Origin of the sequence: Streptomyces sp. NPDC053755 (assembly GCF_040677675.1) — a bacterium.
In the GTDB taxonomy this organism is placed as follows: Bacteria; Actinomycetota; Actinomycetes; order Streptomycetales; family Streptomycetaceae; genus Streptomyces.
Map to the genome: position 1 here is coordinate 1 of NZ_JBFASK010000015.1, position 26,356 is coordinate 26,356.

Consider the following 26,356-nt stretch of genomic DNA (forward strand, 5'->3'; position numbering starts at 1 on the left):
TGGGCGCCCTCGATCGCGGCGATCGCGTTGTCGGCGGCCCCGGTGAACCGACCCCCAGGCGGAACCGAGCGGGCCCCGGGACCCGTGCCCGTCGCATCCCGTGCCTCGGGACATCACCCGCCACGATCGGCCCGCGCCGTGATGGGCGTGACAGGACTGACCGGACGCATCTGCGCCGCGTGTCGTTATCGCCTCCGCCGAGCGGGAAGACGTGATCCGTCAGTTCCCAAGGCCCTGGGCCGAGGGAATCCCGAGCAGAGAGGGAGTGTCATGACGACGGCACGACAGATCATGACCGCGGGCACCGAATGCATCGGCGCGGAGGAATCGGTGCTGGAAGCCGCGAAGAAGATGAAGCAGCTCGGCGTGGGGGCGCTGCCCATCTGCGGTACGGACAACAGGCTCAAAGGCATGCTCACCGACCGGGACATCGTCGTGAAGGTCCTGGGCGCTGGTAAGGACCCCGCCACGTGCAAGGCCGGAGAGCTGGCGCAGGGCGAGGCCGTGACCATCGGAGCGGACGACGACGCGGACGAGATCCTGCGCACGATGTCCGAGCACAAGGTTCGGCGCCTGCCGGTCATCGACGGCCACGACCTGGTCGGCATGGTCGCGCAGGCCGATGTCGCGCGTGCCCTGCCCGACCCCAAGGTCGGTGACCTGCTCCAGGCGTTGTCGACGGACTGAGACCGCCCGGCACCGCGGGAACGTCCGCCTGCGAAGGGCGGGTGTTCCGTCACCGGCGCCCCGTGAGCCGCGCCGCGAGCACGCGGTGTTCGATGCGGCGGTTCTGCCGAAGCGGTACGGGTACGCGCCCTGCGCACGGCAGGCCGTGACGTACCCGCCATTCCCTCAGAAGGAGGAACGTGTCATGCCCGCAGGGTCCAGCCCCAAGCGTGAGCGCCAGTACGAACACATCAAGGAAGGGGCCGAGAAGCGCGGCACTTCCGAGAAGCGGGCCAAGGAGATCGCCGCCCGCACGGTCAACAAGGAACGAGCTCGTGCGGGGGAGTCGAAGACGGCGAGCAAGACGTCCACACGTGACCCCAAATCCGCTTCCCAACGCGGTGGGGAGCGTTCGCACAGCGGTTCCGGAGGACCGACCAAGGACCAGCTGTACGAGGAGGCCAGGAAGAAGAACATCGAGGGCCGCTCGTCGATGACCAAGCAGCAGCTGAGCAAGGCGCTGGGCCGCTGAGGCGCGAGCCCCGGACGCGTACCGGCGGAGCAGGCATGCCGCCGGCCCGGGGGATCCGGGGAGCGGAGACGGAGACGATGTGGGCCGGCCTGCGCAGGCCGGCCCACACGACGTCGGGGACGGAGACGGCCCCCGGGCGCACGCGGCAGGGGCCGGGCGCCCGTCGTGCGCCTGGGAGACGCCGCCTATTCGGCGGGCCGCCGGGCCGCCTGACGCCGCAGGCGCAGCGGCAGCACGTACCAGCAGAGACCGAACCACAGCATGACGCCTCCGACGAGCACCTCGGCAAGGACGCCGGGAACCGCGATCCGGAGGATCAAGAGGAGCGTGCACCCGATGGTCAGCGCGAGGAGGACCATCCCGCAGACCATCAGCCGGCAGGCCGCCTCCACCACCGTGTGCTTCATCCGCTGCCCTGACAGGAAGCGGTGGAGGGAGACGGGCGCTATCAGCGCGCCGGTCGCGGAGGCGCCCAGTACCACCGTGACGACGTAGACGACACGGTCGAAGGTGCGCAGGTTCCCGAACAGCGGAGTGAAGGCGACGCTGAGCAGGAATCCGAAGAGGATCTGTACGCCCGTCTGGGCGACGCGTGTCTCCTGAAGGATCTCGTTCCACCGGCGGTTCACGCGGTCCCGCGCCGTCTCCGGCGCCTCGGGACGAACGTCGAGGCCGCTGCCCACGAGGCCACCGGCACCGTCACAGGCACAGCCCGCGACGTCGTCTTCTGCCGGTTCGACCGGCTGCTCCGTCATGGTCATGGCACCCTCCACATCCCAGGGTGGCCGAGCCCTCGCGACCCGGCAACAACATGCCGCCGGGGCCGCCCGCGGCTCACCGGGTGCGGAGCAGGAGAAGGGCGATGTCGTCGGTGTAGGCCTCGTGGGGGAAGGCGTGATGGACGAGGCTGTCGGCCAGTTCGTCGAGCGGCCGGTCACCGCTGCCGGTGAGGTGACGGGCCAGGTCGGCGATGGACTCGGTGATGTCGACGCCGGGGTTCTCCACGAGGCCGTCGGTGTAGAGGGCGAGGAGTGATCCGGCGGGCAGGGGCGCGCTGGTGACCGGATAGGCGTTGTCGACGCCGAGGCCGATGCCCAGCAGCGGGCCCGGCTCCACCTCGAGTACGCGCGTCCGCGCCATGGGCGCGGGGCTGCGGAGCAGCGGTGGAGGGTGCCCCGCGCTGGCGAGGTGGAGGCGTCGGGCGGCGAGGTCGATGTGGATGTACAGACAGGAGACGAACAGGTCGGTCTCCAGGTCCAGCAGGACGCGGTTGGTGCGGGCCAGGACCTCCCCGGGCGTCGCGCCGGCGGTGGCGTGGACCGCTGTACGGACCTGGCCCATGAGCGCGGCGGCGGAGATGTTGTGGCCCTGGACGTCTCCGATGACGGCGGCGACGTCGGTGTCGCCGAGGCGGATCAGGTCGTAGAAGTCGCCGCCGACGTCCATGCCGTGGGCGGCGGGGAGGTACCGTGCGGCGACGGCGAGGTCGGGGATGTGGGGCAGGGTCGTCGGCAGCAGGGCCTGTTGCAGGCCCTGGGCGAGGTCGTGCTTGGCGTCGTACAGCAGCGCGCGGTCCATGGCCTGGGCGATGAGCCCGCTCAGCGACACGAGGACCGCTCGGTCGCTCGCGCTGAAGGAGTGCGGCCGGTCGTAGGACAGGACGCAGCAGCCGACGCGGCGTTCGGCGACCAGCAGGGGCAGGAAGGCCCAGGCCTGCTTCCCGCTGAGCACGGGCGCTCGCGGGTAGGCGCGGGCGATGTCCTCGGGCTCGGTGTAGAAGGCGGGCATGCCGCTCTGCAGGACGTGACCGGCGGGGGTGAGGTCGGTGTCCAGGGGGAGGCCGTCCAGGCGGGTGACGGTGCGCGGGTCGTAGCCCCGGTGCCCGATGATCTTCAGGCGCCCGGCGTCGGCGGCGGACATGACCATGCCGTTCGCGCCGAAGGCGGGCGTGATCTGGTCGGCCACCACGCTGACGACGTCGGCCACGGTGACCGTCTGGCTCAGGGCGGCGGCCAGGTGGATCAGCTGGTGGACCCGGCCTGTGCCGGCCCCCTGGGGTGGGCCGAGCGACGGGGAGATCGGGGGCGCCGCGCCCTGCTGCGGGTTGCGGTGACGGGCCCGGGAGATGAGCGCGCTGATGCCGCTGTCGTTCGGGTACAGCCGGATGTCGAGCCACTGGTCCGGCGGGCGGAGCGCGGTGTAGGCGACGGGCTCCCGGCTGAAGACGGCGGTGCGGTAGTGGTCCTCGTGTACCGGGTCGTCGAGCCACGAGACCGACTGCCAGGGCAGGGTGCCGAGCAGGCGCTCGGTGGTGCCGCCGATCAGACGCGCGGCGGCGTCGTTGAGGTAGGTGATGCGCCCCTCCAGGTCGAGGCTGAGGGCGCCGACGGGCAGCCGCTGCACCAGATCGGTGGCGGCGAGTTCGTTCTGTGCCGGATCCCGGCCCGGGTGGCGCAGGGGTACGGCCCGAGGTGTCTCCGGAATGCTCCGGCGTGCGGGTGACTCGTCCAGCGCCTGGGTGAGCCGCCGTGCGCTGGACAGGATGTGCCCGCGTTCGCGGCGGGTCAGGGATGGCGGGTGGTTCGCGGACCACACGAGCGCCAGGACGCCCCACCTGCGGGCGCCGTGCAGCGGGGCGAAGGCCAGCGCGCACTGGTACGGGATGCCGGCTGCCGCGTTCGGATAGAGGCGGGCCATGTCCTCCTGCCGTCCCACCCACACCAGACGGTCCTCTCGCACCGCCTCCGACAAGGGGCCGGCGGCCGACACCGCCACGCGCCACCAGGGCGCGGCCACGACCGCCGGCACTCCGCAGACCGCCGTCAGACAGAGCACGGGCTCGGACGGCGACAACACGTACACACCCCCGGCGAAGGCCCCCGTATGGCGCACGGTGGAGCCGAGCACCTCGTCCAGGGACGCCTCGCCACCGGGAAGGCCATGCCTGTCATCCGTCACATGTCCGACATTATGCCGAGCCGTCCCCTGGCGACACGCGTACGGCCGGGTCGGCGGGGGCGCCGGTCGCCGCCTGCCGCCCGGCGTCCCCCGCCGACCCGGACCGTCAGGGGCTCCGGGCCTCCGGCGCCCCGGCGGCCCCGGTATGGCGACGCGTGCGCGGGCACCGCACGAGGACGCGGCCGGGACGACGAGGACTGTCAGCCGGCCGACGCGGGGGCGGGCGGGGTCCAGCGCCGGGTGCGGGGCACGCCGCCGGAGACGCCGAAGTCCTTCTTCAGCTGCTCGGGGATGGCGTAGTGCATGACGCGGCCGCGGGTGAGGGAGGACAGCTCCAGCAGGGTGGTGAGGTGGCCGAGGCGGTCCAGCGCCCAGGCCCCGACCGGCGAGGCGTCCTCGATGCTCTCCAGCACGCCCAGCATGCTGGGGACGACCTTCACCACGCTGTCCCAGCGGGTGCTGGGAACCTGGAGCCAGTCGGCGCAGGTTTCGCCGATCAGGTAGCGGATCAGCGCGGAGACGACCGGGTCGAAGAAGGTGCCGGGCACGACGTCCTCGTACAGGTCGATCAGCTGCCGGGTCAGGTGGGCGCCCTCCTGGGAGGGGCCCATGTGACGGAGCATGTACCGGTCGAGGAACTGCCGGGCCTCGTCCAGGTCCCTGGGCACGGCCGCCTGGTCGACGCCGAGGATGGCGCCGACCACGCGCCAGGCGTAGAAGTAGGCCTCGGCGCCCTCGGTGGACATGTGGATGCCGAGGCGGTGCAGGCTGTCCAGGACGAGCAGGGAGAAGAACATCTGTCCGCCGATCATGTCCTCCTGACAGATCGGCGTTCCCAGCGCCTGGTCGTCCCAGCGGTTCTCCCGCTTGAGATGGTGGCGGATGGAGGCGTGCAGCAGGCGTACCTTCTGCGCGGCGGGAAGGAAGCGGCCGCCGGCCTCGAAGGCGTCGGGCCGCATGAGGTAGACGGTGAACTGCCCGGTCTCCGCCATCCGCTTGGAGGGGTAGTCGAGGCCGTGGGTGGCGGACAGCAGCCGCGCCACATGGGGAACGACGTAGCAGGCCGGCATGGCGGCGAACGACAGCGCGGTGGAGATATGGACGTTGTTGTCGATGAAGAACAGCCTGGCCTTCTCCATCTCGTCCCAGTCCACCCAGGCCGGCGGTGTGGAGGTGGCCTCCAGGTAGGCGCGGGCGACGTCGGGCAGCCCGTCGGGCAGCGGAGCGCCGGAGGTGGAGACGTACCGCATCAGGGTGTTGAACGTGCCGACCTCCCCCCGCTCGAACAGGGTGGCCACGACGCTGTCGGCGAGTTCGTCACCGGAGTGGCGCAGGGCGTCCATCGACGCCTGGGTGTAGGTCATGACTGCGTCCTTGTCTGCGGGTCCCGGGCGCGGCGGAGACCGCCGCGGCGTCGGAGGGGTTCAGTGCCGGCGGTCGGTGGCCGACCGCGCGAGGACACCCAGGGCGTGCCGGGCGTCGGGAGGCATGTCGAGCGCGGTGAGGACCCGGGCGGCCTCCCCCACGCGCGAGCGGATCATCTCCTCGACCCGGGCCGGTGCGTCGAGGGAGGTCAGCAGGTCCCGGAAACGGGTCAGATGCCGGTCGTCCGCGTCCCGGCGCCCCAGCATCTCGGCCAGCTGGACACGCTGGGCGGGCAGCGCGGCCTGCCAGGCCGCGGCCAGCAGGGCGGTCGGGCGCTGACCGCGGATGTCGTCCAGGCCGGCTTTCCCCGTGCGTTCCGGCTCGCCGAACAGGCCGAGCAGGTCGTCGCGGAGCTGGAACGCCTCTCCCAGCGGCAGCCCGTAGGCGGAGAAGCCGGCGCGCAGGTCCGGCGCGGCTCCGGCGAGCAGCCCTCCGATGAGCAGGGGCTGCTCGACGGTGTACTTGGCGGTCTTGTAGCGGATGATCTTCAGCGAGGCGTCCGTGTCCGGCAGGGAGCCGGTGCGCAGGATCTCCAGGCACTCGCCCGCGACCAGTTCGCGGGCCAGTTCCGCCCACAGCGGCCGGGCTCGTGCGAGATAGGCGGCGGGCAGGCCGCTGGTGGCGAACAGCTGCCCCGCGAGCGCCATCAGGTGGTCCCCGACCAGCATGGCAAGGGAGCGGGCAGCGCTCCGGGCGCGCGGACGGCCGGCCAGGGGTGCCCGCAGGGCGACGTGGGCGGTGGGCCGGTTGTGCCGCAGCGGACTGTCGTCGATGAGATCGTCGTGGACCATCGCCGCCGCGTGCACCAGCTCCATCGAGGCGGCGGCCCGCACGAGGGCGTCGCTGTCGGGCTGCCCCGCCGCGCGCCAGCCCCAGTAGCAGAACGCCGCCCGTAGCCGCTTGCCGTGCTCCGCCGCACACCGCAGTTGCTCCGCCACCGGATCCAGGAGGGCGTCGATCGCGCGAAGGTGGTCGGCTTCCTCCGCCAGGAACTCCGACAGGACACCGTCGACGCGCGCCTTGAACGCGGCCGGCGGCCAGGGCTCAGACATCGCCGTCGGCGGCCGCGCGCCGGGCGAGCACCTGCTGGGCGAGCACCTCCAGGTGGGCGGGGGCGGCCGCGTACCGGTCGAGGGCGAGCCTGCCCCGGGACATCAGGTCCCGCTCCGCGTCCCGCACGAGGTCGACGCCGTCCGAGCGGCGCAGCAGATGCCGCAGCGTGCCCGTGGCCGAGCTGACGGTGCTCACCGCCAGATCGGCCAGACCTGCCACGAGCAGCACGGCCTGCTCGTCGAGACGATCGTTCTGTGGCTGTGTCGGCGTCATGCCCCGGACCCCCAAGAAAGCACGTGGTGCGCCGTACGCGGCGCTGCTGTTCCGATCATGGGGCCGTCCCCGGGGCGCACACGCTCCGGATACCGCAACGAGTGACGGAGGGGAACACCTGTCCCCTAGGGCGCGCCACGGCGTCGCGAGCGGTCACCGGGCCCCCGTCTCCGGGCCACCGGCCGCCGAGAAGGGGCCGCCCCGGACCGCACGGATGGCGGCATCGCGGCGCGGCGGGAATCATGTGACGGTGACCGGTCGCGCCGGTGGTCATGCCGACGCACGGGTGCGCGGGTGGCTCGCACGCGGACGAGCGCCGCGACCTCGCCGAGGAGGGATGCCGATGCCGACGAGGGTGAACCGGTGCCCGCGTGGGGCCCACACCCCACCGCGCGCCCACGTGTGCGTACCCGCCCCGTCGCCGGTGACCGGAGCCATCCGGTGATGAGTCCGGCCCACGGCGAGGACGAGGGCGGCCGGGACGGGGTCGAGGGGCCCGTGGACGAGGACGCGGAGTTCTCCGCGCTGCTGGAGGACAGCGCCGAGGATCTGTACGAGCACGCGCCCTGCGGCTATCTGTCGACCCAGCTGGACGGCCGGATCGCGAAGATCAACACCACCCTGCTCGACTGGCTCGGCCACCGGCGCGGCGACCTGGTCGGCCGCAAGCGCTTCTCCGACCTGCTGACGGTCGGCGGCCGGCTCTACCACGAGACCCACTTCGCACCGCTGCTGCGGATGCAGGGCGAGATCAGCGGCATCGCCCTGGAGATGCGGGCCGCTGACGGGTCCCGCCTGCCGGTCCTGGTCACGTCCACCCTGAAGAGGGACAGCGACGGCCGGCCCCTGCTGATCCGTACCACCGTCTTCGACGCCCGCGACCGCCGTGCCTACGAGAACGAGCTGCTGCTCGCCCGCCAGGAGGCGGACCGGGAACGCGACCGCCTGCAGGCTCTGGCCGCCACCCTGCAGAAGACGCTGCTGCCGCCCGTACTGGCTGACGTGCCGGGCCTGGACGTCTCGGCGTACTACCACCTCGCCTCCGTGGACGAGGTCGGCGGCGACTTCTACGACCTCTTCCCCCTGGCGGCGGGCACCTGGGGGCTGTTCCTGGGCGACGTGTGCGGCAAGGGGGCCGCCGCGGCGGTCGTCACCTCCCTGGTCCGCTACACCCTCCGTGCCGCCGCCGTCTACGACCCCGATCCGGTCGCCGTGCTCGGCAACCTGAACACGGTCCTGAACCACGAGGACGACGGCGCCGACCCCCGTTTCTGCACCGTCGTCTTCGGCCTGCTCACCCCTGCCCCCGACCTGGGTGGCTTCCACGTCACCCTGGCCAGTGGCGGGCACCCTCCCGCGGTCCTGATGCGCGCCGACGGCACTGCCGACCCGCTGCCCACCCCCGGCGGACAGCTCATCGGCGTCCTGCCCGACGCCCACATCGCCACCACCACCGTCCACCTCGGCCCCGGCGACGGCCTCCTCCTCTACACCGACGGCCTCACCGAAGCCCACACCGCCGGCGGCGGCGACGACCGGTACGGCGATGAGGCCCTCCTCGCGTTCTGCCGCGCCCTCGCCCCCGCGACCGCTTCGGACACGGTCGACGCGGTCCGCGCCCTGCTGGACACCTTCGGCGGTGGCGTCGACGACGACACGGCGGTCCTGGCCATCCACGTGCCCCGAGCCCCTGGTGAGGAACGGGGGTGACCCGCCGCCTGTCACTCCGTGCGTCCGTCGGTGCCGCACGTCGTGGGGTCCGCCACGCGCCGGGGCGCGCACGGTCCGCGCGCCGGAGATCAGGGCCGGGCCGGTTGGGCGGCGAGGTCCCAGCGCGAGGTGTCCGCACCGCTTCGTGGCGTTCAGCCGTCGCCGGGGAAGCGAGGGCGGGTCCAGAGGGTGAGGTCGCTGCTGGTCGCGACCGCCAGGGTGAGACCGGACGGGGAGAAGCCCGCGGTGCGCAGTTCCGCGTGTGCGGAGTGGAAGACGTGCCACCAGGTGCCGCCCGCCGCTCCCTTGTTCGCTCCGCCGTCGGCGGAGAGGAGGACGCGGTCGTGGGGCCAGTCGGGGCTGACGACATCCACCGTCCAGCCGTCCGCCGTGGTGCTGTGCAGACCGCCCCCGAACAGGCCGGCGACCCGGATCTCGGTGCCGTCGACGGGGCCTATGCCGGGGCAGGCGAGGTCCGGGTGCGCGTCGGGGGTGCTGGTGGCGAGGTCGGGATCCCGGTCCCGTGCGATCTTCCGGCCGGTGACGGCGTCGAAGAGTCCGTGCCCGTCGTGGGACACGACCATGACGAGGTCGTGTCCCGTGTCGGGATGGACCGCGAAGCCGATACCGAGCAGGCCGCCGATGGGAGTCGTGCGGTCCAGGACCGGCCGCCACGGTGCAGGGGCCGGCATGACGGGGGCGGCGAGGTAGCGATCGCGCAGGCGCTGCTGGTGCTCCGTGATCAACCTGTCTCCTCGGTTCGGTCGACCTGAAGGGTCTCTCGCACGGCGCGCCGAGTCGACTCGATTTCAGGCGGGTCGCCCGCCGCCACCGAGAGCGGATGGGGATCGCTGCCCAGCGCCCCCGCCGGCTTCACCGCCAGGATCACGGCCACGGCGCCGCCGTCTCCCCGGGCGGTCGAGAGCGGATCGGCGCCCCGTGGACAAGGGTCCCCTCTTCGGCCGGGTACCACTGTGCACCGCGTCGAGGCCGGCGGCCACCAGCCCCCGGCCCCCGCGTCCGTGTCGGCGGCCGGCGGCCGCCGGTCAGCGCGGAACGCGCGAGCGGGTGCGGGCCAGTCCGCCGAGGACGAGGGACGTCAGGCCCACCGCCAAGGCCACGAAGGCACCGCCGCGCCCGTTGCCGGTGCCGATGCCGGTGTCGGAGGTGGCGACCACCAGCGCACCGAGGGCCATGGCGATCGCGCCCGCGACCAGGGCCACCACTGCCCGGCTTCGCGCGAAGCCGGCGGTCGTGCGGCCGGCGGAACGCAGAGCCCAGGTGCCGGCGGCAACACCGGCCAGTCCCACGAGCCCGGCCAGGAGGGACCCGAGTCGTCCGCCGCTCATGGCGAGGACGTCGGCGGCGAGGGGCGGGAAGGCGACGTGCGCGGAGTCGGATACGGCGGGACCGAAGCGGACGGGCATGGGGCGCTCCTTCTACGGCGACGGGATACGGCTTGAGGATGCCCGCCGGACCCGCCACCCGTCGTCCGGCGCTCGTGGACATCGCGCGCTACCGCGGACGCGGCAGGCGCGGCGGACGTACCGCGCCCGCGGTAGCCGACCGCTCCTGCCCTGGCGGGACGTCGGCGGAGCGGGATGAGGCTAGGGTGCGCGCATGCGTACAGGTCGATTCGGTGTTCGAGCCGACGTCAGGGACGGGTCGGTCGCCGTCGGGGTGGCGGCGGCGCTGCTGATCACCGGCCTGTCCGGGAGGCACTCCACCGCCGGAATTGACCTGGTGGGCTATGCGCTGCTGACGGCCGGTGGCCTCGCTCTGGCGGTCGGCCGCCGGGCTCCGGTCCCCGTCCTGCTCGTCACCGGCCTCTGCGCCGTGGGCTATCAGGCGGCCGGTTTCGACGTGCCCGCCGTCGCATACCTGTTCGCGGTGTACGCGGCGATGCGGTCGGGACACCGGCTCCTCACGGTGGTGACGAGCGTGGCCGTGCTGGCGGCGCTCCCGCTCGCGGCCCTCGCCTCGGGTCTGCACGACACGGGCGAGGCGTTCGCGCGGGCCCGGGGCGCCCTGGAGATCGCCTGGCTGATCGCCGCCGGCGCGGCCGGGGAGGCCCTGCGGCAGGCCGAGCGTCGGGCGGACGAAGCCGAGCGCACCCGCGAGGAGACCGCTCGACGCCGTGCCGACGAGGAGCGGCTGCACATCGCGCGAGAGCTGCACGACTCGCTCACCCATCAGATCTCCGTCGTCAAAGTGCAGTCCGAGGCCGCCGTGCACGTCGCCCGCAGGCGAGGCGAACAGGTGCCCGAGGCCCTGCTGGCGATCCGGGAGGCGGGGCGGGCGGCGGCCCGCGAGCTGCGGGCGACGCTGGAGGCGCTGCGCGACGACGACACCGCGCCGCCGCTCGGACTCGAGCACATCCCGGAGCTGGTGGAACGGGCGGGCGCGGCCGGCACCCTGGAGACGACGCTGACGGTGGAGGGACAGCGGCACGACGTGCCGTCCGCCGTGGGCCGGACCGCCTACCGCATCGTCCAGGAGGCCCTGACCAACGTCGCCCGGCACGCCGCCGCCACGACGGCGTCGGTCCGTATCGAGTACCGGCCGGACGCGGTCGCCCTGCGTGTCGACGACGACGGCAGGGCCAGGCCGGACCACGCCCCGGAGCCGGGGATCGGGATGCTCGGCATGTGCGAGCGTGTCACCGCCCTCGGGGGACACCTGCGTGCGGCGCCGCGCGGCGAGGGCGGCTTCTCCGTCCAGGCCGAGCTGCCCGTGGAACGAGCGTCGTGATCCGTGTCCTGCTGGTCGACGACCAGCCGCTCATCCGCAGCGGATTCCGCGCCCTCCTCGACCTCGAGGACGACATCGAGGTGGTGGCCGAGGCCGGCGACGGTCTGGAGGCGCTGGAGCTCATCCGAAGGCATCTGCCGGACATCGCGCTCGTCGACATCCGGATGCCGGTCCTCGACGGCATCGAGGCGACCCGGCGTATCGCGGCCGACCCGGCGCTCGCCCAGGTCCACGTCGTCATCCTGACCAACTACGGCCTGGACGAACACGTCTTCGACGCGCTGCGCGCCGGCGCCGCCGGCTTCCTGGTCAAGGACATCGTGCCCGAGGACTTCCTGCACGCCGTGCGCGTCGCCGCGCGCGGAGACGCCCTGCTCGCACCCTCCATCACCCGCAAGCTCATCGACCGGTACGTCACCCTGCCGCCCGACACCGGCACGCGCACGGCGCTGGAGGAGCTGACCCACCGCGAACGCGAGGCGGTCACCCTGGTCGCGCGGGGCCTGTCCAACGACCGCATCGCCGAGACCATGGTGATCAGCCCCGCGACCGCGAAGACCCACGTCAACCGGGCCATGACCAAGCTCCACGCCCGCGACCGCGCCCAGCTCGTCGTACTCGCCTACGAGTCGGGCCTGGTGACCCCCGGGCAGTGACCGCGCGGACGGCCGCGGGGGTGAGGGCTCGGACGCGTCGAGCCTCCCGCCGGCGAGCGGCTCAGTCGGGCAACTCCTGTTCGACCCAGATCGTCTTGCCGGTCGCGGTGTAGCGGCTGCCCCAGCGCAGGCTCAGCTGGGCGACGAGGAAGAGTCCCCGGCCGCCTTCGTCCGTGGTGCGGGCGCGCCTGAGGCGGGGCTGGGTGCTGCTGGGGTCGCTGACTTCGCAGATGAGCACGGTGTCACGGATGAGACGGAGCCCGACGGGTCCGCCGGCGTAGCGCATGGCGTTCGTCACGAGCTCGCTGACGATCAGCTCGGTGGTGAACGCCAGGTCGTCCAGGCTCCACACGGCGAGCCTTTCCAGCACCGACGCCCGGGCGTCGGCTACCGCCGAGAGGTCGGCGGGGAAGGACCACTGGGCGATGTCGCCGGGGTCCAGCGGACGGTTGCGGGCCAGCAGCAGGGCCGTGTCGTCCCCGGCGGCGGGCCGTGCGGAGACGAGGGACCGAGCGGCCTCCTCCAGTGGCTGCCGCGCGGTCTGGCAGACCGAGAGCCTCCCGGCCAGGTTCCGCAGCGCGGCGTCCACGTCCGCTTCACCGTCGTCCAGCAGGCCGTCCGTGAAGAGGGCGAGCATGCTCCCCGGTTCGAGGCGGACCGTGGTCGTCTCGAAGGGGAGGCCGCCCGTGCCGAGGGGAGGCCCGGGACGCAGGTGCACGGTCCGCGCCTTCCCTTCCGGGGTCACCACGATCGGCGGGGGGTGTCCGGCGCTGGCGAAGGAGCACTGCTCCGTGACCGGGTCGTACAGCGCGAACAGGCAGGTCCCGCCGACGACGTCGCGGTGCTCCGGCTCGGCTTCCCCCGCCAGTCGTGTCACGAGGTCGTCGAGGCGGGTCAGCGTCTCGTCCGGTGGCAACTCCAGATCCGCCAGCGTCTGCACCGCCGTCCGCAGGCGTCCCATGGTCGCCGAGGCGTGCAGGCCGTGACCGATCACGTCGCCGACGACCATCGCGACCCGCAAGGAGGGCAGCGGGATGGCGTCGAACCAGTCGCCGCCGATGTCCGCGCCGCCGCCCGCCGGCTGATACGTACCCGCCGTCTCCACCGCCGTGGTGCGCAGCGGAGCCCAGGGCAGCAGCCGCCGTTGCAGAGCCACGGCGGCGCGGTGTTCGCGCGTGTAGCGGCGGGCGTTGTCCACGCTCAGCGCGGCGTGCGCGGCGATCTCCGACAGCAGTTCCGCGTCCTGCGCGGTGAACGGAGCGGCCGGTTCGGTGCGCCATACGGCGATGACACCGAGGACCATGCCGCGCGCCGCCATGGGGGCGACGGCGACCGAATGGCCCTTGTCCGGAACGACCAGCGCGATCAGCGAAGGGTCGTCGGACAGCGCGCGTTCGAGTGCGGCCCGTTCGACGACGACGGTGCGTCCCTCCTGCAGCTGCCGGATTCCCGGTGTGTCGGGCAAGGGGGGCACCGCGGCTTCGGGCGCGAGGAGCGCGGCGGGCCATGTGCCGGTCGAGGACCGCGCGGCCGTCCGGCGCAGGTGCAGATCCCCGCCGCCGAACGACCGGGGCGGCTCGTCACCGTCGAGAACCGCCTCCGCGAGGTCGACCGAGACGAGAGCGCCGAAGTCGGGGACCAGGAGATCGGCGATCTCCGCCGCGGTCTGCCGTATGTCCAGGGAGTGTCCGATGGTGACGGCGGCCGTGTGGCGCAGCCGGAGCCGCTGTCCTGCGAGCCACTGCTCCGTCCCGTCGGTCAGCAGCACCGCGACGCCCGCCGGATCGCCCTTCCGGTCCTCGAGCCGGACCACCGACACGGAGAGCGACCACTCACAGAGGGGAGGGGACAGGGAGTGCACGTGGTGCTCGCGCGCGACGACGGGCTCGCCGGTGCGCAGAACCTCCCGCAGCGTCGCCTCCGCCGTGGCGGCGTCCTCCCGGGACATGACCGACCTCAGACTGCTCGCGACCGGCAGCAGAGGCATGGAGGCGACGGTGTTCGCCGCCCGCACCCGCAGGTCGGTGTCGCGCACGACGAATCCGATCCGGTCCTGTGTGAGCAGGGCGCGCAGGAGAGCGGAGCCCAGTCCGGCCTCCTTCGCGGCGTCGGGGGCCGTGAGCAGCATGAGGCGGTACGGCGATCCGGCCATCGGCGCCAGCCGGTACAGCATGGGCGTGGGCGCACCCGAGCCCCGCCGCGGCACGACGGTCCCCGAGGCGGGCGGATCGGCGGGCAGGCCGGGGAACAGCTCCGTGAGAGGGAGGCCGCGGACCTCGCCCGCTCCGCGGTCGAGGATCGCCTCGGCGGCCCGGCTCACCGCTGCCACGTTCCCCTCCGCGTCGACCAGTACGGTCGCGGGCTCCGGCGGCGCCTCCGTGCCGTCCTCACGTTCCAGGGAAGTCATCCCAGGTCCTCTCTGGAGGGAGCGGGACCCCCAGTGCCTCCCATTCGATGCTAGTTCGTGGGCCGGATCCTGCCAGGCCGGGGGAGCGGGGGAAGAGGTGCGCGCGGTCACCGACCCGTGCCCGACCCCTACCGGAGCGGCTGACCGCCGCAGCCGCGGAGCGCAGGGCCCGCGCGCCGCGTCCAGCGGTCCCGTGGCGTGGCGTGGAGGGCGCGCCCTCCCGCTGACCGGCGGGTCTGCGTGCACCGGAGCATCACCGGTCTCGCCGTCCTCGCCGTCGGCGACCTCGGCCTCGTCCTGGCGGAGACGTCCCCCGGCGTCACACTCCGGCAGACCGCCGCCGCCGCCACCGCGGCGCCGCCGCCTGCCGGAGGCGGCTGAGTCGTCGTCCGCCCGAGGAACGGAGCAGCGGTCCCGTCCCGGGGCTCGGCGGTCAGGCGGTGTCCGGCTCCACGCGGGTCGTGAGGCGCCCGGCCGCCTCGAGCCGGGACAGCCGGCGGTGCTCCCGGGCGGCCCATCGCCGCACCCTCCCGGTCTCCAGGGGGGTGCCGTGCCCGACGTGGAGCCGCGTGGGATCGAGATCCAGCATCCTGCGCAGACTCGCGAGGTTGCGGAGTGGATCGTCGTGGAAGGGAGGGTTGGCGGGCTTGCCCGGGATGAGGCCCATGAACGAGTTGGCGATCAGGTCACCGGCGACGAGGTCCCCGTCGTCGGTGAGCACGGAGACGGAGCCGGCGGTGTGTCCGGGGGTGGGCATGATGCGCGCCGCGATCCCGAAGTCCTCCAGCGCCGTCTCCCCGTGGACGAGGACGTCCGGTTCGAGCGGTTCGGCCCGGACATGGAGGTTCCTGTTCCTGGCCAGAAGCCGCCCCATCGGACCCGTGGGCAGGTAGGGCTTGCGTACCCGGCCGGTTCTGTACGGTCCGAGGTCGGCCACGTGACCCGCCACCGGCGCTCCGGTCAGGCGCCGCAGTTCGGCGGCGGCGCCGAAGTGGTCGAGGTGGCCGTGGGTGAGGACGATCAACGAGACGTCGGTGGGGTCCACACCGTGGGCGGCCACCTGGTCGTGGATCCTCCGGCCGCTTCCCGGTGCCCCGGCGTCGACGATGACGGGCCTTCGGCCGAGCAGCAGGTAGGCGTTGATGGCGTGCCGGCCCATGACGGGCAGGGGGATGACTCGGGTACGGGACACTGACTTCTCCCAGTGGTGTGGTGTGGTGCCGAGGGGGCGGGCATGGCGGTGTTCCGCCGGGCGGCGGCGCGCGAGGCGATGATGAGTGAGGGGATGACGCGTCGGGTCAGCGGAAGCGGCGACGGTATTCCGCCGGGGTGGTTCCCAGTCGGCGCTTGAAGGCGCGGTGCAGGCTCTCCACGGAGCCGAGGCCGCTGGCGGCGGCGACCTCCGGCAGGGTGCGGTCGCTCTCCTGCAGCAGCCGGCGAGCGGCCTCGAGCCGTGCGGACTCGACGTAGGCGGCCGGCGTGGTGGCCGTGCGCCCGCGGAAGAGTCGTGAGAAGTGGCGCACGCTCAGGTGCAGTCGCGCGGCGAGCGCCTCGGCGGAGAGGTCTTCGGTGAGGTGCTCGCCGATCCAGACGCGCAGGTCGTCGATCCGGTCGCCGGTGGCGGTCGACACGGCGAGAGGCACGCTGAACTGGCTCTGGCCGCCCGAGCGTTTGACGTACATGACCATCATCCGGGCGGTGGACAGGGCGAGATCCTGGCCGTGGTCCTCGGCGACCATCGCCAGCGCCATGTCCATCCCGGACGTGATACCGGCGCAGGTCCAGACCCGGCCCGCGCGGATGAAGATCGGGTCCGGATCGACGGCGACCCGCGGGTGCGCGGAGGCCAGCCGCGCGGCCGTGAGCCAGTGCGTCGTGGCGGGCAGGCCGTCCAACAGCCCCGCCTCGGCCAGCAGGTGCGCGCCGGCGCAGATCGAACCGATCCGGCGGGTCCGCGGCGCCGAGTCCCGCAGCCAGTCGACGATCCCGCGATGGAGCACCGGCGCGACACCCGAGGCGTCGACGGTGACCGCACCCGAGATCAGCAGCGTGTCCACGTCGTCGTCCACCTCCGCGAGCGTCAGGTCGGCCATGAGCCGAACCCCGCTGGACGTGGTCACGGGTTCGCCGTCCGGCGTCGCGATGCGGACGGTGTAGCCGGGGCGGCCGGCGTCGGCGACCCGCGTGGCGACGGAGAACACCTCGGCCGGGCCGGTGACGTCGAGCAGTTCGGCGCCCGGGAAGGCGGCGATGACGACGCTGTGCGTGTGGAGCATGGGCTGATCATTTCGCGCCGGTGCGATGGCCGCAATGACCATGTTCTGTCATATTCGGCCATGGAGTTCCCGCGTGCCCGTCATGCGGGTGCACCCCGGCTCCTCGTCCGCGTCCATGCTCGCGTGCATGGACGCGGACGTGCCCGCCGCCCGGCCATGCTTCGCACCGCCCGCCCGGGCGGCGCGTCCGTACCGGCCCGGTGGTCAGCGGCCGGCCGAGGCCTGCTGGGTGTCGGCGCCGGAACTGACGTGTCGATGGGTCTCCTGGGGGCCGTGCCAGTCCAGGCACATCACGGTGGCGTCGTCCTCGAGCTGGCCGCCGGCGGCGTCCCGCACCGCCGAGGTCAGCAGCAGGGCCGTCTCCCGAGGGTGGAGGTCCCGCGTGCGCTCCAGCAGCGCGGGCAGGTCGACCGTCTCTCCGTGACGTTCGAGCATGCCGTCGGTGAACATGAGCAGCCGGTCCCCGGGGCGCAGGTCGACGTCCTGCACGCGGTAGGGGTGAGGCATGGGCACGGACAGCCCGAAGGGATGGTCCACCTCGAAGGCGAGCGCCTGCGCGACTCCGCCGCGCAGGCGCAGGGGCCAGGGGGGGGCCGGCGTTCACGAGCCGGGCCTGTCCGGTGTGGATGTCGATGCGGAGCAGCTGGCCGGTGGCGTGGCCGCGTCCGTGGTCGGCCAGGGCCTGGTCGGCCAGGCGGGCCTGCTCGGGCAGGCCCGCCCCCGCGCGGCGGGCCCCGCGCAGGGCGGCGAGCAGGACGGTGGCGGCCAGGGCGGCGTCGAGATCGTGACCCATGGGGTCGGTCACCGACACGTGCAGGGTGTCTCGGTCCAGGATGTAGTCGAACGTGTCGCCGCTGAGGTCCTCGGACGGTTCGAGATGTCCGCACAGGGTGAACTGGGCGGCCTCGCACGACAGGGACGGCGGCAGCAGCTGGTACTGGATCTCCGCCGCGAGGGTGGGAGGCCTGGAGCGTTTGCCCCAGGTGTAGAGATCGGTGAAGCGCCCGTTGGCGATCACGACGTACGCGAGGACGTGCGCCGCCTCCGCGACCTCGTCGAGCACGTCCGCGCCCGGACCGGCCGGCAGGAGCAGTTCCAGGAGCCCGATCGCGTCTCCCCGGTTGGTGACCGGCACGATCACCCGATGCCCCTGGTCGGTCGCCTCCTGGTACGGCCGCTGGGTACGGACCACCTGCTCGTACACGCTGCCGAACAGGGGGATCCGCTGAAGCTCCCGCCCGCCCTCCACGGCCCCGGCGGTGGACAGCCGTGCCACCGCCTTGCCCGTCAGGTCCAGGATGAGGAAGGAGACCCGCACCGCGTCGAACCGCCGGCGCAGGTCCTGCGCGACCACGTCGACGGCGTCCACCGGCGCCGCCGTCTCCGCCGCCGTCAGCAGCCGGGGAAGCCCACTCTGCCCACCGCTCACAGCCACGGTGCTTTCGATGAGGCCCTCCATCTGCGGCTCGGGGGAACCGCTGGGCTCTCCCCTCCCATGATGGACCGGCGCGTACCGGTCCGCCGTGCGGCGCGGACAGCGGGGCAGACGGGGGGGAGCCGCGTGACGTCGGCGGGCGGCAGGCCGCCGCTCGCAGCGGGCACGCCGCCGTGCTGCGGGCGTGCCGGGAGCTGCCGTCGACCGAGGGGCCCCACAGGCCGCGACGATCCGCGCGGTGGCCGCGCGCGGGTGTGTCCCCGGAGACGGGACACCACTCCCGGACCCTCGGTTCAGGAACCGCTTCGCGGCCGCCGCGGCGAGCCGGTAGCCGGGTGCGCCTGCGGGGGAGCGGCGTCATCGCCCCCGCGCTGCCGGGGCGGCCGCCCTCAGGGGGGTGAGGCCCCTGGAGCGTGAGCCGCCGGTCGTGCGGAGCGGTATCGAAGGCGCGAGGGAGGGGCAGGCCCTCGACGAGCGCGTCGAGCCGGCGGGCCGTGCCGGGGTCGAAGCGCCGCTCCGGCAGCCGCCGACTGCGGAGCATCCGACTCCGCCCGCGACCCCGGCTGACGGCGGGCGACGGTGCGCGGTCCGGCAGCCCGTGATCTCGGGAAGCGCTACTTCCCGTCACTTTTTCTGCTCTCTGGACAAAGTATGGACGCCGTCAGGAGAAGTCCCTACGGTGTCCGTTGCGACGGTGGGGGCCCAGGCCGCCCACCCGCAGCGACTCCGTGTCCGGGACGACGGCGCGCCCCGGCGGCGGTGGATCCCCCTTGCCCGATCGAGCCCTCCACCCGGGGGCCGTCAGGAGGTCACGTGCATCCACGGCTGTCCACCCGCCGACTGGCCAGACGCCTGGCCGGACCGTTTCTCGCCTCGTTACTGGGCCTCGGCCTGGCGGCCGGCCCGGCCCCGGCCGCCGGCTCCGCCCCCGCCGCTCTCCCGCCGCAGGAGCCCGGAGTCACCCTCCGCGTCTTCGACGTGCAGGCCCCGCTGAGCGACCTCTGCACGCTGAAAGGGGGACAGACCCCCAACATCGACAAGCTGATGCCGGTCATCGACTGGTCCGCGTCCGGGGACTTCGGCCTGGAGAGCAACTTCGTCACCCACGTCATCGGCAATCTCGCCGTCCCGCAGTCGGGCAGCTACACCCTCCGCCTCACCAGCGACGACGGATCCCGCCTCTGGCTCGACGGCCACCTGCTGATCGACCACGGCGGCCTCCACGGTGCCGAGCCGAAGGAAGCGACCGTCGACCTGACGGCCGGTCACCACGCTTTGCGCATCGAGCACTTCGAGCGCGACGGAGGCCAGCAGCTGACACTTGCCTGGAAACCGCCCGGCGCCTCCGGCTTCACCCTCGTGCCGAACACGGCCCTGAGCACGGACGCCGGCGTCGTGCGTGTGACCGCGCCCGGCCGCAAGGAGTGCGAGGCCGGCACGGACTCGCCCGGCGACGGCCTGCCCCTGACCGGAGTGCACCCCGACTTCACCCTCACGCAGCTCCGTCCCAGCGGCTTCGAGCCACAGGTCTCCGCGATGGACTGGCTGCCGGACGGCCGTCTCGCCGTCACCACCTGGGGCGGCAGCAACAACACCCTCGGCGAGGTCTACCTGCTGTCCAACGTCACGGGAAGCACCGGCCCGGACAAGGTGACCGTGAAGAAGGTGGCCTCGGGCCTGAAGGAGCCCATGGGCATCACGTACGTCGACGGCAAGCTCTACGTCTCCCAGAAACACGAGCTGACCGAGCTCGGCGACACCAACGGCGACGAGATCACCGACCAGTACCGGAGGGTGGCGACCTGGCCCTTCGGCGGCAACTTCCACGAGTTCGCCTTCGGCCTGCTCTACAAGGAGGGGTTCTTCTACCTGAACCTCTCGGTGTCCATCAACTACGGTGGCGCGACCACGGATCCGCAGCCCGCCCCGAATCGCGGGACCACCGTCAAGGTGAACCGGCAGACAGGCGCCGTCACGTACGTCGCCGGCGGGCTGCGCACCCCGAACGGCATCGGATGGGGCCCTGAGGGCGACATCTTCGTCACCGACAACCAGGGCGGCTGGCTTCCCTCCTCCAAGCTGGTGCACATCAAGCAGGGCCGATTCTTCCACCACCACACCAACCCGGTCGGGCCCTTCGACACCCAGCCGGTGACCAAGCCGGTGCTGTGGCTGCCGCAGAACGAGATCGCCAACTCGCCCAGCACACCGCTCCAGCTGACCGAAGGCCCCTTCGCCGGGCAGATGCTCTTCGGCGACGTGACGTACGGGGGCATCCAGCGCGGCTTCCTGGAGAAGGTCGGCGGCGAGTACCAAGGCGCGGTGTTCCGCCTCACCCAGGGGCTGGAGGCCGGTGTGACCCGCATCAGCGTCGGACCCGACGGAGCGCTGTACGCGGGTGGGCTGGGTGCGGGCGGCAACTGGGGTCAGGAGGGCAAGCTCGGTCACGGCCTGCAGAAGCTCACACCCAATGGCTCCCACACCTTCGACATCCGCGCCATGCGCGCCGTTCCCGGCGGGTTCGCCCTCGACTACACCCAGCCCCTCTCGACGGAGACCGCCGCCGAACTGGGCAAACGCTACAAGGTCAAGCAGTGGCGGTACGTGCCGACCGCGGCCTACGGCGGCCCGAAGGTCGACGAGGAGACGCTCACGGTGCAGTCCGCCGCGCTCTCCGCCGACCGCAAGACGGTCACCCTGGCCCTCCCGGGGCTCAAGACCGACCGGGTGGTCCACGTCCGCTCCCCCCGGCCCTTCAGTTCGTCCACCGGGGTGCCCCTGTGGAGCACCGAGGCGTGGTACACGCTCAATCAGCTGCCCGGCGGGACGTCCGGGACCGGAGAGGTGAAGGGAGTCGGCGGGAAGTGCCTCGACGTCGACAACTCCCAGACCGCCGACGGTACGAAGATCCAGCTGTGGACCTGCAACGGCACGGCCGCCCAGCGGTGGACCGTCTCCGGTGACGGCACGCTGAAGGTCCTGGGCAAGTGCCTGGACGTCTCCGACGGAGGAAGCGCGGACGGTACGAAGGTCCAGCTGTGGACCTGCAACGGGACCGGCGCCCAGAAGTGGGCGCCCCAGTCCGACGGGACGGTCCGCAACCCGCAGTCCGGCAAGTGCCTGGACGCCTCGGGAGGCGTCTGGAACGACGGCACCGCCGTCCATCTCTGGGCCTGCCACACCGGCCCCAACCAGAAATGGACTCTGCCGTGACGTGACGGTCGGAGCGGTCCTCACCTGACGGGTCCCGTGACGGTGAGGACCGCACCCAGGGCGGCCGTCGGGGAGCCGGGCCCACGGCCGGGTCCCTGCCCGTCAGACCCCGCGGCGGCGCAGCTCCGGCTCGGCGAGGGACGCCGGGACGTAACCCGCGTCCCGGGCGGAGAGGTTGGTCCCCGGCGGGACGATCTTGTCGATCCGGTCGAGGACGTCCCGGTCCAGGCGGATGGCATCCGCGCCGAGCTGGCTCTCCAGCTGCTCGAAGGTGCGCGGACCGATGATGGCCGAGGTGATCGCCGGGTGCTCCAGGACGAAGGCGAGCGCGAGCTGGACCAGTGTCAGGCCCGCCTCCTCGGCGAGCCGGGCGAGCGCCTCCGCCGCTTCGAGCTTGGCGGCGTTCTCCGGGGCCGCGATGTCGAAGCGCTCGGCCTGCCGGTCCGAACGGCTGGAGTGGGGCTGCTCCGCGCCCTTGCGGTAGCGCCCGGTCAGCCAGCCCCCCGCCAGTGGACTCCAGGCGAGGACCCCGAGGCCGTAGCGCTGGGCCACCGGCAGGACCTCTCGCTCGATGCCGCGGGCGAGCAGCGAGTACGGCGGCTGCTCGGTCACCACGCGCTCGCGCCCCCGGCGCTCGGCGATCCACTGGCCCTCGACGATCGCGGACGCCTCGAAGGTGGAGGTACCGATGTACCGTATCTTGCCCTGGCGCACCAGGTCGGTCAGGGCGCCGAGGGTCTCGTCGAAGTCGGTCTCCGGTTCCGGCCGGTGCACCTGGTAGAGGTCGATCCAGTCGGTGCCCAGGCGACGCAGACTGTTCTCGACCTCCTGGATGATCCAACGGCGGGAGTTGCCGCGCTCGTTGGGCCCGTCACCGAGGCTTCCGTGGAACTTGGTGGCGAGCACCACGCCGTCCCTGCGGCCACCGGCCAGGGCCTTGCCGACGATGGTCTCGCTCTCACCCGCGGAATAGACGTCGGCCGTGTCGACGACGTTGATGCCGGCGTCGAGGGCGCGGCGGATGATCCGTACGCCGTCCTCGTGATCGGTGTTGCCCCGGGCGCCGAACATCATCGTGCCCAGGCACAGCGGGCTGACCTTCACGCCCGTGCGGCCCAGATTGCGGTACTGCGTCATCGTGCACTCTCCTGCATGAGGTGATCGGTGGACCGGAGGCGGGTGGCTCCCGCGTCCGAGGAGGGGGAGCCGTCGCGGAAGGCGTCCCAGAGCCTGCGGTAGGCGCCGTCGGCGGCGAGGAGTTCCTCGTGGGTGCCGCTCTCGGCGATCCGGCCGTCGTCGAGCACCACGACGCGGTCGGCGCGTGCGGCGGTGGTGAGCCGGTGCGCCACCACGACCGTGGTGCGCCGTCTGGTCAGGGCGGCCGTCGCGGCGGTCACCCGCCGTTCGGTGGCCAGGTCGAGCGAGGCCGTCGCCTCGTCCAGCAACAGCACGTCGGGGTCGACGAGTTCCGCCCGTGCCAGGGCGATGAGCTGCCGCTGGCCGGCGGACAGGTTGCGCCCCCGCTCCCCGACCTGCTGCAGATAACCCCGGGGGAGCGCCGCGACCATCTCATGGGCGCCGACGGCCCGCGCCGCGGCCTCCACGTCGGCGTCCGGAGCGTCCGGACGGCCGTAGGCGATGGCGTCCCGCACGGTCCCGCTGAACAGGTGGGGCTCCTGCGGGACGAGGCCGAGCCGGCGCCGGTAACCCGTCAGGTCGAGCCCGCGCAGGTCCTCGCCGTCGACCCGGACCCGGCCCGAGGAGGGATCGTAGAAGCGGGCCAGGAGTTTGACGACCGTGGACTTCCCGGCCCCCGTCGTCCCCACGAGTGCGACGGTCTCGCCCGGCGCGATCCTCAGGCACAGGTCGCTCAGCACCTCGCGCCCTCCGGGGTAGGCGAAGGACACCCCGTCGAACTCCACCTCCCCGCGGAGCCGGCCGACCGGGCGCGGGTCCTCGGCGGGCGGTGTGCCCGTACGCGTCCGCATGAGCGCCCGCAGCCGCGACAGGCCGATGACCGCCTGCTGGTAGCCGTCGAACACCTGCGACAACTGCTGGATGGGAGCGAAGAACAGCTCCACGTACAGCAGGAACGCGATGAGCGTGCCCGCGGTCAGTCTGCCGTCCGTCACCCTTCCCGCCCCCACGACCAGCACGGCGGCGGCGGACAGCGTCCCCAGGAACTCCACGAACGGGAAGAAGAGCCCCATGTATCGCTGCGCGCGCAGTCTGGAGTCCCGGAACTCACCCGCCAGCCGGGCGAAGACCCGCGCGTTGTGCTCCTCCCGGCCGAAGACCTGGGTGACCCGGATCATGGCGACGTTCTCCTGCAGCGAGGCGTTCACGACGCTGACCCGCTCGCGGGCCTCCCGGTAGGCGGGGACGGAGTGACGGCGGAAGACCGCCGTCGCGACGGCGAGCACCGGGACCACGGCCACCAGTACGAGGGCGAGCGAGGCGTCGATCACCAGGAGCGCGGCGAGCACGCCGACGATCGTCAGCCCGCTCACCACGGCCGTGATGAGACCGGTCTGCACGAAGGTGGACAGGGCGTCCACGTCCGTCGTCATCCGGGTCATGATCCGCCCGCCCAACTCGCGCTCGTAGTAGTCGAGTCCGAGCCGCTGCAGCTGGGCGAAGGTCTTGACGCGCAGGGTGTACAGCAGGCGCTCGCCGGTGCGGCCGGTGGTGCGGACCTGCAGGACGCCGACGGCCCAGTTCGCCGCCACGACGGCGGCGGCCGCCGCCGCTGCCGCCAGCAGGGAGCCGCGGGCGCCCCGCACCACTCCGCCGTCCACCCCGTGGCGTACGAGCACCGGCACGGCGATCTGCGCCAGCGCGTCGAGAGCGACCAGGAGCAGCCCCAGCAGCAGCGCGGCCCTGACGGGGCGCAGCAGCCGGCCCAGCGTCAGCTCCGGCTCGGCGGCCGACGCGGTCTCGACGGAAAGCCCCGGATCGGCCCGGGGGAGCGGCAGCCGGGCCAGCCCCGCGAGGACCTCCGGGTCCGGCGGCGCGGAACCGAGCAGTCCGCCGCCGCCCGGCGCACCCCGGCCGGGCCCTGCGGTCGCCGCGGCCTCGGCGAACGCCTGGGCGGCCCGGACCGCCGCGTCGCCTCCCTCGTCGTCCGAGGCGCCGTCCTCGTCGCGCCGCCAGAGCGCCGCCGTGACGGCGGCGGCCGTGCCGCCGGCGGCGGCGGTGGCCGCGGAGTCGTCCGCGGTCGCCGCCTGCCGGTCCTCGGCCCCCGCGGCCGTGTGCTCCGGAGCCGACAGCAGCGACCGCAAGAGCGGCGAGCGGGAGCGCAGTTCGTCGAGCGTGCCGGTGTCGACGACCCGCCCGCGGTCCAGGACGGCGATCCGGTCCGCCAGCTCCAGCGTGGAGCGCCGGTGCGCCACGATCAGGGTGGTGGGACGGCGTGCCGCCGTCCGCAGCGCCTCGTGGATCTCCGCCTCCACCCGTGTGTCGACGGCCGACGTGGCGTCGTCGAGGACGAGCACCGCCGGATCGGCGAGCAAAGCCCTGGCGAGTGCGATCCGCTGCCGCTGACCTCCGGAGAGGGTCAGCCCCTGTTCGCCGACGACCGTGTCGTACCCGTCGGGCAGCCGCTCGACGAACTCGTCGGCGCGGGCGAGCCGCGCCGCCGCCCGGATCCGCGCGTCGTCGGCGCCGGGAGAGCCGTAGGCGATGTTGGCCCGGACCGTGTCGGAGACCAGCAGCGACTCCTCGAAGACGAACCCGATCCGCGCACGCAGCGCGTCGAGCGACAGGTCCCGCACGTCGTGGCCGCCGACCCGGACCCGGCCCCCGGTCACGTCGTACAGGCGGGGGAGCAGCGCGGCCGCCGTCGACTTCCCGGAGCCGGCGAGCCCGATGAGGGCGACCGTCTCACCCGCCCGGATGTCGAGCGAGAAGCCGCGCAGCAGCGGCTCCGCCGTCCCGTACCCGAAGGTGACGTCCTCCCAGGCGACCTCCGGCGCTCCGTCCGGCAGCCGCGCCGGGGCGGCGGCCTCGGCCAGACCGGACGCCTCGTCGATGACCTCCAGGACGCGCACGGCACCCGCCCGGGCCGGCTGCCACACGGTGAGCAGGGTGGCCAACTGCCGTACCGGCGTGACGAACGAGCCGAGATACGTCGTGAAGGCGAGGAAGGTGCCCAAGGAGATGCGGCCGTCCAGCGCCATCCACCCGCCGAGAGCCAGCACGGCCACCTGCCCCAGAGCCGGGACCGCCTGCAGCGCCGGGTTGTAACGGCTGGTGTAGCGCACCACCCGCAGGCGGGAGGCGAACAGACGGCGGGCGCGGCGGTCGAGGCCGGCCAGCTCGCGCTGCTCCTGGCCGAACCCCTTCACCACCCGCACGCCGGTGACCGTGGCCTCCACGGCGGAGGCGACCTCGGCCGCCTCCTGCTGGGCGTGCCAGTTCGCGGGGAAGAGGTCACGGCGGCTGCGGAACGCGATCAGCCAGAGCAGCGGCCCCACGACCAGGGCCACCGCCGTCAGCAGCGGCGACAGGACCGCCATGAGGACCACGGAGGCCCCGAACATCAGGATGTTGCCCGTGAGGTTCGGCAGGAACTGCAGCAGGGTCTGGATCAGGGTGATGTCCGAGATGGACCGGCTCACGGCCTGCCCGGTGCGCAGCTCGTCCTGCTTGGACCCGCCGAGCCGCACGAGCGAGGCGAACGCGTCGTTGCGCAGGTCGTACTGGACCCCGAGCGACACCTTTCCCGAGCGGTAGCGACGGGTGAAGCTCGCGACGAGGCGGACGGCGCCGACGGAGACGAGGAGGGCGCACCAGGCGGCGGGCGAGCCCGCCGCGCCGGCCGCCACGGAGTCCACGACATGGCGCAGCACCAGCGGCAGCGTCGCCGTGGCCACGGCCGCGACGACCGCCGCGCCGTAGGCGAGGGCGAGATCACGCCGGTGGCGCAGGCAGTAGCCCAGGAGCCGCCGCGCCCACCCGGCCGGGCGGGGCCGGCCGGGACCGGCCACCGTCGCGGCGGCC

At 73.1% G+C, this 26,356-nt stretch carries 20 protein-coding genes and 1 pseudogene; 7 read left to right on the top strand and 14 right to left on the bottom strand.

Going from position 1 to position 26,356, the window contains the following annotated elements; all coding sequences use genetic code 11:
• The first annotated feature begins 270 nt into the window (after positions 1–270).
• On the top strand, positions 271–687 hold the full coding sequence (locus AB0K65_RS16440) for a CBS domain-containing protein (protein WP_365716926.1): 417 nt from the start codon (positions 271–273) through the stop codon (positions 685–687).
• 184 nt (positions 688–871) lie between these two features.
• On the top strand, positions 872–1,198 hold the full coding sequence (locus tag AB0K65_RS16445; protein WP_365716928.1) for a plasmid stabilization protein: 327 nt from the start codon (positions 872–874) through the stop codon (positions 1,196–1,198).
• A gap of 185 nt (positions 1,199–1,383) precedes the next feature.
• Here AB0K65_RS16445 and AB0K65_RS16450 read toward each other — a convergent pair whose 3' ends face one another.
• From AB0K65_RS16450 to AB0K65_RS16470, 5 genes are all read right to left on the bottom strand, one after another.
• Positions 1,384–1,959: a DUF6328 family protein gene (locus AB0K65_RS16450; protein WP_365716930.1), complete on the bottom strand. Its 576-nt coding sequence runs from the start codon at positions 1,957–1,959 to the stop codon at positions 1,384–1,386.
• 73 nt (positions 1,960–2,032) lie between these two features.
• Positions 2,033–4,156: a SpoIIE family protein phosphatase gene (locus tag AB0K65_RS16455; RefSeq protein WP_365716932.1), complete on the bottom strand. Its 2,124-nt coding sequence runs from the start codon at positions 4,154–4,156 to the stop codon at positions 2,033–2,035.
• 200 nt (positions 4,157–4,356) lie between these two features.
• Positions 4,357–5,520, bottom strand: a complete 1,164-nt coding sequence (locus tag AB0K65_RS16460) for an oxygenase MpaB family protein (RefSeq protein ID WP_365716934.1) — start codon at positions 5,518–5,520, stop codon at positions 4,357–4,359.
• A gap of 60 nt (positions 5,521–5,580) precedes the next feature.
• Positions 5,581–6,633 carry a polyprenyl synthetase family protein gene (locus tag AB0K65_RS16465; RefSeq protein ID WP_365716936.1) on the bottom strand — a complete coding sequence of 351 codons (1,053 nt, stop codon included), beginning with the start codon at positions 6,631–6,633 and terminating at the stop codon, positions 5,581–5,583.
• A complete protein-coding gene (locus AB0K65_RS16470) occupies positions 6,626–6,907 on the bottom strand; it encodes a polyprenyl synthetase (protein ID WP_365716938.1) in 282 nt (93 codons plus the stop codon). Before AB0K65_RS16470 ends, AB0K65_RS16465 begins: the two co-directional genes overlap by 8 nt.
• 444 nt (positions 6,908–7,351) lie before the next feature.
• On the opposite strand from AB0K65_RS16470, the gene AB0K65_RS16475 reads away from it, so the two are divergent.
• Positions 7,352–8,617, top strand: coding sequence for a SpoIIE family protein phosphatase (locus AB0K65_RS16475; protein ID WP_365716940.1), 1,266 nt, complete (start codon positions 7,352–7,354; stop codon positions 8,615–8,617).
• A gap of 152 nt (positions 8,618–8,769) precedes the next feature.
• Here the strand turns inward: AB0K65_RS16475 and AB0K65_RS16480 are convergent, their stop codons facing one another.
• The 3 genes from AB0K65_RS16480 to AB0K65_RS16490 all read right to left on the bottom strand — a co-directional run bounded on the left by AB0K65_RS16480 (position 8,770) and on the right by AB0K65_RS16490 (position 10,044).
• On the bottom strand, positions 8,770–9,363 hold the full coding sequence (locus tag AB0K65_RS16480) for a hypothetical protein (protein ID WP_365716942.1): 594 nt from the start codon (positions 9,361–9,363) through the stop codon (positions 8,770–8,772).
• Positions 9,360–9,512 (bottom strand): hypothetical protein, encoded by a 153-nt coding sequence (locus AB0K65_RS16485; protein WP_365716944.1) that lies wholly within the window; start codon positions 9,510–9,512, stop codon positions 9,360–9,362. The genes AB0K65_RS16480 and AB0K65_RS16485 overlap by 4 nt, the downstream gene beginning before the upstream one ends.
• Positions 9,513–9,663: 151 nt before the next feature.
• Complete coding sequence (locus tag AB0K65_RS16490) at positions 9,664–10,044, bottom strand: DUF6223 family protein (RefSeq protein ID WP_365716946.1); 381 nt, start codon at positions 10,042–10,044, stop codon at positions 9,664–9,666.
• A gap of 193 nt (positions 10,045–10,237) precedes the next feature.
• Between AB0K65_RS16490 and AB0K65_RS16495 the strand changes: the two genes are divergently transcribed.
• Both AB0K65_RS16495 and AB0K65_RS16500 read left to right on the top strand, forming a co-directional pair.
• A complete protein-coding gene (locus AB0K65_RS16495) occupies positions 10,238–11,368 on the top strand; it encodes a histidine kinase (RefSeq protein WP_365716948.1) in 1,131 nt (376 codons plus the stop codon).
• Complete coding sequence (locus AB0K65_RS16500) at positions 11,365–12,024, top strand: response regulator transcription factor (RefSeq protein ID WP_365716950.1); 660 nt, start codon at positions 11,365–11,367, stop codon at positions 12,022–12,024. The genes AB0K65_RS16495 and AB0K65_RS16500 overlap by 4 nt, the downstream gene beginning before the upstream one ends.
• Positions 12,025–12,085: 61 nt before the next feature.
• Here the strand turns inward: AB0K65_RS16500 and AB0K65_RS16505 are convergent, their stop codons facing one another.
• Complete coding sequence (locus tag AB0K65_RS16505) at positions 12,086–14,431, bottom strand: SpoIIE family protein phosphatase (RefSeq protein ID WP_365716952.1); 2,346 nt, start codon at positions 14,429–14,431, stop codon at positions 12,086–12,088.
• 240 nt (positions 14,432–14,671) lie between these two features.
• Between AB0K65_RS16505 and AB0K65_RS16510 the strand changes: the two genes are divergently transcribed.
• Positions 14,672–14,812, top strand: coding sequence for a hypothetical protein (locus AB0K65_RS16510; RefSeq protein ID WP_365716954.1), 141 nt, complete (start codon positions 14,672–14,674; stop codon positions 14,810–14,812).
• Between the two features lie 52 nt (positions 14,813–14,864).
• On the opposite strand, the gene AB0K65_RS16515 is transcribed toward AB0K65_RS16510, so the two are convergent.
• The 3 genes and pseudogenes from AB0K65_RS16515 to AB0K65_RS16525 form a co-directional block, all read right to left on the bottom strand.
• Positions 14,865–15,623, bottom strand: coding sequence for an MBL fold metallo-hydrolase (locus AB0K65_RS16515; RefSeq protein ID WP_365716956.1), 759 nt, complete (start codon positions 15,621–15,623; stop codon positions 14,865–14,867).
• Between the two features lie 106 nt (positions 15,624–15,729).
• A complete protein-coding gene (locus AB0K65_RS16520; RefSeq protein WP_365716958.1) occupies positions 15,730–16,707 on the bottom strand; it encodes a GlxA family transcriptional regulator in 978 nt (325 codons plus the stop codon).
• 204 nt (positions 16,708–16,911) lie between these two features.
• Positions 16,912–18,076 (bottom strand): annotated as a pseudogene (locus AB0K65_RS16525) (PP2C family protein-serine/threonine phosphatase).
• 957 nt (positions 18,077–19,033) lie between these two features.
• Between AB0K65_RS16525 and AB0K65_RS16530 the strand changes: the two are divergent.
• Complete coding sequence (locus AB0K65_RS16530; protein WP_365717154.1) at positions 19,034–21,355, top strand: lectin; 2,322 nt, start codon at positions 19,034–19,036, stop codon at positions 21,353–21,355.
• Positions 21,356–21,457: 102 nt separating this feature from the next.
• On the opposite strand, the gene AB0K65_RS16535 is transcribed toward AB0K65_RS16530, so the two are convergent.
• Together AB0K65_RS16535 and AB0K65_RS16540 are read right to left on the bottom strand one after the other, a co-directional pair.
• Positions 21,458–22,492 (bottom strand): aldo/keto reductase, encoded by a 1,035-nt coding sequence (locus tag AB0K65_RS16535; protein WP_365716960.1) that lies wholly within the window; start codon positions 22,490–22,492, stop codon positions 21,458–21,460.
• On the bottom strand, positions 22,489–26,343 hold the full coding sequence (locus AB0K65_RS16540) for an ABC transporter ATP-binding protein (RefSeq protein WP_365717156.1): 3,855 nt from the start codon (positions 26,341–26,343) through the stop codon (positions 22,489–22,491). The genes AB0K65_RS16535 and AB0K65_RS16540 overlap by 4 nt, the downstream gene beginning before the upstream one ends.
• Positions 26,344–26,356 lie beyond the last annotated feature (13 nt).

Excerpts from the sequence above, each read along its gene's own strand:
- AB0K65_RS16445 (WP_365716928.1), top strand. The coding sequence starts at position 872 with ATGCCCGCAGGGTCCAGCCCCAAGCGTGAGCGCCAGTACGAACACATC.
- AB0K65_RS16495 (WP_365716948.1), top strand. The coding sequence starts at position 10,238 with ATGCGTACAGGTCGATTCGGTGTTCGAGCCGACGTCAGGGACGGGTCG.
- AB0K65_RS16535 (WP_365716960.1), bottom strand. The coding sequence starts at position 22,492 with ATGACGCAGTACCGCAATCTGGGCCGCACGGGCGTGAAGGTCAGCCCG.
- AB0K65_RS16450 (WP_365716930.1), bottom strand. The coding sequence starts at position 1,959 with ATGACCATGACGGAGCAGCCGGTCGAACCGGCAGAAGACGACGTCGCG.
- AB0K65_RS16520 (WP_365716958.1), bottom strand. The coding sequence starts at position 16,707 with ATGCTCCACACGCACAGCGTCGTCATCGCCGCCTTCCCGGGCGCCGAA.
- AB0K65_RS16465 (WP_365716936.1), bottom strand. The coding sequence starts at position 6,633 with ATGTCTGAGCCCTGGCCGCCGGCCGCGTTCAAGGCGCGCGTCGACGGT.
- AB0K65_RS16460 (WP_365716934.1), bottom strand. The coding sequence starts at position 5,520 with ATGACCTACACCCAGGCGTCGATGGACGCCCTGCGCCACTCCGGTGAC.
- AB0K65_RS16490 (WP_365716946.1), bottom strand. The coding sequence starts at position 10,044 with ATGCCCGTCCGCTTCGGTCCCGCCGTATCCGACTCCGCGCACGTCGCC.
- AB0K65_RS16470 (WP_365716938.1), bottom strand. The coding sequence starts at position 6,907 with ATGACGCCGACACAGCCACAGAACGATCGTCTCGACGAGCAGGCCGTG.
- AB0K65_RS16475 (WP_365716940.1), top strand. The coding sequence starts at position 7,352 with ATGAGTCCGGCCCACGGCGAGGACGAGGGCGGCCGGGACGGGGTCGAG.
- AB0K65_RS16505 (WP_365716952.1), bottom strand. The coding sequence starts at position 14,431 with ATGACTTCCCTGGAACGTGAGGACGGCACGGAGGCGCCGCCGGAGCCC.
- AB0K65_RS16440 (WP_365716926.1), top strand. The coding sequence starts at position 271 with ATGACGACGGCACGACAGATCATGACCGCGGGCACCGAATGCATCGGC.